Here is a 5317-nt window from a genome sequence, read left to right on the forward strand (position 1 = left end):
GATTTCTTCATGATCACGTCCTTTTATGGTTAAAGGTAAGCAACAGCGCAAAGTACCGGTAATGTGTGCTCCAACACCGACCCGGGCCGTTGTGGAGACTCACATTATGTATGTCCTGTGAGACTTCCTACGGCTTGGGCGGAAATTATATGCACTTTCGTATCAACCGTCGATCAAACCGGGGCCAATACGTTGGTTTTCTCATACATTTATTCAAGGAACGATGTCAATCCACGACCCACGGACCAGCGAGACTAACCAACACTAGGCGCTAGCGTCCACTTGTATCCAGCCCGCACAATACCACTCGTGCAGCAGTGCTGTCATGGACGTTTCGTCCGAGAGTGTTACAAAGCGTTTCGCTTCCAGATATCGTTTGTCCGCTAGTTCGGTCAGCCATTTTCTGGCTTTTGTCGGCATTAGAATCTGTTCGCCATTCATAAAATAAAAACGCTTGTCATACAGCAGGACGGTCTTTCTGTCGAGCTTTACGCCAATCTGCTTCGCCCGCTCGATAAAACCGCTTTCATCGAGTGGCCGGCGCGGGGGGGCGAATACGACATTCGATTTGGGTTCGCTTAGGTAAGTACCTAGAAATGACGAAACATCCTTTTCATTCCATTGTACGTTCGCAAGGATCGAGCCAACCCGTTCGACCAGCATGGGCGGTAACTGCGCGGGGTGGCTGACCGGCGGCTGCGCGGGGTCGCGATACCGCGCGGCGCCCTTCGACCCGGGCTCACTGCCGTCGTCCATGCGCTCGGCCAGGTGGTACAGGAACTGGCTCGAAAGCTCGCTTTCCGACGGCGCGCGAAAGCCGATCGAACAGGTCATGCATTCACCTTCCGCCACGCCCTCATGCGCTATGTGGGGCGGCAAATACAGCATGTCGCCGGGTTCCAGTAACCATTCCTCGTCGGCTTCGAAGTGCTGTAAAACTTTCAACGGCAGTCCCTCTTTTAGCGTGAGATCGCGCTGCGCGCCGATCCGCCAGCGTCGCTTGCCATGCACCTGCAGAAGGAAGACATCGTAGGAATCGAAGTGCGCGCCCACGCCGCCGCCGTCGGTGGCGTAGGAAATCATGAGGTCGTCGACGCGTGCATCTGGCAGGAAACGGAACCGGTTGAGCAATGCGCGGGCGCGATCGTCGTGCAGGTTCACGCCTTGCACGAGCAAGGTCCAGTCGCGCTTTTTCACCGATGGCAATTCGTCCGGCGCAAACGGCCCATGCTCCATCGCCCAGCTTTTGCGAAAATGCGTGATAAGACGCGATTCGACGTCTTCATCATCGGCGAGTTCGAACAGTTCGTCGCGCGACACGGGCGCCGTTAAATCGGGAATTGCCTGGCGAATCAGCAACGGCTTTTTCTGCCAGTACCGGCGCATGAACTGCGTCGGCGTGAGGTTGCCGAGGAGCGTGGCGGGTTCATCGGGAAGCGGCGCGGCGAGCGGGCCTGCGTGATGGTGAGAGGGCCGCGTTGGCATCGTATAATTCAGGCTTGTATTGTGGAGAATTCAATGAAAATCGCAAAAGACACCGTCGTATCAGTTGCCTACAAGCTCTCGGACGCTCATGGCAATCTGATCGAGGAAAGCGACGAGCCGATGGTCTATCTGCACGGCGGCTATGATGGCACGTTCCCCAAGATCGAGGAAGCGCTCGACGGCCAGGAAGCCGGCTACCAGATCCAGTTGCAACTCGAACCGCAGGACGCGTTCGGGGAGTACGACCCGGATCTCGTGAAGGTTGAAACACGCGGCCGTTTCCCGGAGCCGCTCGAAGTCGGGATGCAGTTCGAAGGCACGCCCGAGGACGGTGAAGATGAGCTCGATTCGCTGATCTATACCGTCACCGACGTAGCGGAGGACAAGGTCGTGCTCGACGGCAATCATCCGCTCGCGGGCATGGCGCTACGCTTTGCGTTGAACGTGAAGGAAGTACGCGAAGCGACCGAGGACGAAAAGGAACACCAGCACGCGCATGGTGCAGAGGGCATCGAAATCCTCGACGGGGACGACGACGATGAAGACCTCGAGCGGCACCTGGGACCTACGCTGCACTAAGGGGCGGTTTGCGGCGGTTCTGCTTTTGGCGGCCGCAGCGCGAGCAGAACAAAGCCGCCGCGGCATTGCTACTGCGTTGCGGGGGCGCTCGCGGCGCCTTTGCTGTCCGTTGGCTGCGATGGCAACAACGGTGGCAAATCAGCCGGTTTATTCAACAGCGGTGGCATGGGGACGATCGAGGGCGTGCTCGGCGGCGTCGCGTCCGATGCGGGTTGCTCACTGCCCGAGGGTACTGACGGCGGCTGTACCGGTTGCATCTCCTGGAAAAACGAAGAGGGTCCGGGTGCGCCGTCTTCGACATTCGACGCAGGCGTTGCGGGCAGGGCGGGCGTGGCGGGCGTAGAAGAAGCGCTGGAGGTAGCGGCCGTAGAAGTAGGAGCGCCCTGGGCAGTTGTCGCCGGCTTGATGATCACGTCGCGCACGCGAACGTGGAATGGCGCGCGCCACTCGAAGTCCGCCGTGACCTCAAGCCATTGCGACTGCGGTTTCTTCAAGTTCATTTCGATACGCGTCAGGTTTGTCACCACGACGCCTTTATCGTTACGCAAGGGCTGGTCGATGCGAAAGCCGTTGGCTAACTGCGCGTTCGAATCGTGAATCACGATCAGCGGTCCATGAAACGCTTCGGCAACCCTGACGAGGGCCCGCTTGAGTTCGAGGAAGCCATCGCGCTTCTCCTCACTGCGAGAAAACCGTAGCCACGCAAAGCGATCGCGTCGCTCGTAGTGCATGAAGTCGGGATCGCCTTGCAGCACCACCACGATCGCACGCATCTCCGAACGTCGTGCGGATTCCGCCGCGTGTTCCAGCCAGAATGTGTTGGCAACCGACCGGTCCTCGAACTCGCCGTTGCGCCCGCCCGCGCTTAGAAAATGGTTGTTCGGCGCGGGTGTGTTCAGTCCTACAAACTCGATGCCGCCGGCCTGCCATCGAACGTTTTCGTGGAAGGGACGAAAGCGAGCGACGTCGCTTTCGCGGATGACGGGCATCGCGGCCTGTCCGAGTGCCGTCGAGTCACCGAAAAACGTTTGCCGGATGAAATCGAGCCGTTCGACCGGGTCGTAGTTTCCCGCTCGAGATAACCCGCAAGTCGCCCAGTCATTGCCGCCGGGCAGCAGGACAACCGGTTTGCGCGAGGTATCGAAGAGGCGCCGGCGTGCTTCGTAGAACGTATCGTTACACGGCTGCGTTTCGCTCTTCAGATTGCCGTCGTAGATCACAAGCGATAGGTCACGCTCCCGGCCCAGCGCATCGATCATTTGCCGGAGCGGGGTGTCATCGGCGGATTTGTCGACGACGTCCGACGCAATGGCGAACGTCAGCGGGGCGGGGTGCACTGGGGTAGGAGCCGCCGCTTGTGCGCACGCTGCGACTACGCCGAAGCAGCCCGCGACAACAACGCGCACGCACGCCGCGTGTTTCACGCGCGGCGCATTGGCGAAGGAATTGATCTTAATGCGATCCATCCGGTGCATGCGACGCCAGCTCATGCAACTCGTAGAGCAGGTCGAGCGCATCACGAGGGCGCAACTCGTTTGGATCAAGTGCGCGTAGCTTGTCGAGCGCGGGATGCGACGCAGATTCGATGGCTTCATCATCCTGGCCGCCGATGTCGCCAACACCGACCGCCGGCGGTGCGAACAGATCGAATTGAGGCGACGGCTGGCCGATCGACTGCTGTTCAAGATGCGCGAGATGCTTGCGCGCAGCCTTGATGACGGCAGGCGGAACGCCCGCGAGTTGCGCGACCTGCAAGCCGTAGCTCTGGTTGGCCGGACCTTCGTTCACGGCGTGCAAAAATACGATGCCGTGGTCGTGCTCCACCGCCGACAGATGCACGTTCGCAGCCTGCGCGAATTCGGCCGGCAACTGCGTCAGTTCAAAGTAATGCGTGGCAAAAAGCGTGTAGCACGCGTTATGGGACAGCAGGTGCCGCGCGATGGCCCAGGCGAGCGCGAGGCCATCGAACGTGGACGTACCGCGGCCGATTTCATCCATCAGCACGAGACTCGATGGCGTTGCATCGTTAAGGATGGCTGCGGCTTCGGTCATCTCGACCATGAACGTGGAACGTCCCCCCGCCAGGTCGTCGGCGGCGCCAATGCGCGTAAAAATCCGGTCGATCGGACCGAATCGCGCGCGCCTGGCAGGTACGTAGCTCCCTACATACGCGAGCAGAGCGATCAACGCAGTCTGGCGCATGAAGGTGGACTTGCCGCCCATGTTCGGCCCGGTGATGAGCAGCAGCTTGCGCTCGGCGCTCAGGCTGCAATCATTGGCGATGAACTGCTCGACCTGCGCCTGAACGACGGGATGCCGTCCCTGCTCGATGTCGATGACCGCTTCGCCCGCGAATTCCGGGGCGACCCAGTCGAGCGCGAGCGCGCGTTCCGCGAACGCCGCGAGAAGATCGAGTTCCGCGAGCGCGGCGGCCACACGCTGGCAATCGGCGATGTACGGCAAAAGTGTTTGCAAAAGCGCGTCATAAAGCACGCGTTCGCGTGCAAGCGCGCGTTCCTGCGCGGACAGCGCCTTGTCCTCGAACGTCTTCAACTCGGGCGTGATATAGCGCTCGGCATTCTTCAGGGTCTGGCGGCGCCGGTAGTCGTCGGGCACTTTATCCGTCTGGCCGCGCGTGACCTCGATATAAAAACCGTGCACCTTGTTGTACTCGACCCGCAGATTTGCAATACCCGTTCGCGTGCGTTCGCGCGCTTCCAGGTCAATCAGGAACTGGTCGCAGTTTTCCGAGATGTCGCGAAGTTCGTCGAGATCGGCATCGTAACCCCGCGCCATCACGCCGCCATCGCGGATCAGCGCAGCCGGTTCCGGCGCGATTGCGTGGACCAGTAACGCGAGACATTCGGGCGGTGGTTCGAGCGCGATGTCAATGCGTTCCAGCGATGGAGCGTTCGCTTTCACCGAGCCAAGGCGAGCGCGCAACTGGGGCAACGCGGCGAAGGTATCGCGCAGGCTTGCGAGATCGCGTGGACGAGCGGAGAGCAGTGCGAGACGTCCTGTAATTCGTTCGATATCCGAAATCTGCCGCAAGGCCGCACGCAGGTCTTCGAGGCTGGCGTTGGCGGGCGCGTCCAGTAGCGCGCCGATCGCGTTCTGCCGACCTTGCGCCACCGACGAATCGCGTGGGGGGTGATGCAGCCAGTGGCGCAACAAGCGGCTGCCCATGGTCGTGCAGCACGTATCGAGCAACGAGCACAAGGTGGGCGATTCGGTGCCGCGCAACGTTTCAGTC

4 protein-coding genes are annotated in these 5317 nt (G+C 60.6%); 1 reads left to right on the forward strand and 3 read right to left on the reverse strand.

All coding sequences use genetic code 11. The features are described 5' to 3' along the window. Positions 1–264 precede the first annotated feature (264 nt). Positions 265–1485 carry a JmjC domain-containing protein gene (locus WCA53_RS11560; RefSeq protein ID WP_423909533.1) on the reverse strand — a complete coding sequence of 407 codons (1221 nt, stop codon included), beginning with the start codon at positions 1483–1485 and terminating at the stop codon, positions 265–267. Between the two features lie 33 nt (positions 1486–1518). Here WCA53_RS11560 and WCA53_RS11565 point away from each other — a divergent pair, with 33 nt between their 5' ends. Beyond that, positions 1519–2064 (forward strand): FKBP-type peptidyl-prolyl cis-trans isomerase, encoded by a 546-nt coding sequence (locus tag WCA53_RS11565; RefSeq protein WP_423909538.1) that lies wholly within the window; start codon positions 1519–1521, stop codon positions 2062–2064. A 68-nt stretch (positions 2065–2132) separates the two neighbouring features. Here the strand turns inward: WCA53_RS11565 and WCA53_RS11570 are convergent, their stop codons facing one another. Both WCA53_RS11570 and mutS read right to left on the reverse strand, forming a co-directional pair. Further along, positions 2133–3530, reverse strand: a complete 1398-nt coding sequence (locus WCA53_RS11570; RefSeq protein ID WP_423909541.1) for a hypothetical protein — start codon at positions 3528–3530, stop codon at positions 2133–2135. Then, positions 3517–5317: DNA mismatch repair protein MutS (gene mutS, locus WCA53_RS11575; RefSeq protein ID WP_423909544.1), on the reverse strand; the 1801-nt coding region annotated here is incomplete at its 5' end. The genes mutS and WCA53_RS11570, both read right to left, overlap by 14 nt.

The organism is Caballeronia sp., from assembly GCF_049581465.1.
Taxonomy (GTDB): Bacteria; Pseudomonadota; Gammaproteobacteria; order Burkholderiales; family Burkholderiaceae; genus Caballeronia.

Coding starts and splice junctions, on each gene's coding strand:
- WCA53_RS11560 (WP_423909533.1), bottom strand. CDS start 1,485: ATGCCAACGCGGCCCTCTCACCATCACGCAGGCCCGCTCGCCGCGCCG.
- WCA53_RS11565 (WP_423909538.1), top strand. CDS start 1,519: ATGAAAATCGCAAAAGACACCGTCGTATCAGTTGCCTACAAGCTCTCG.
- WCA53_RS11570 (WP_423909541.1), bottom strand. CDS start 3,530: ATGGATCGCATTAAGATCAATTCCTTCGCCAATGCGCCGCGCGTGAAA.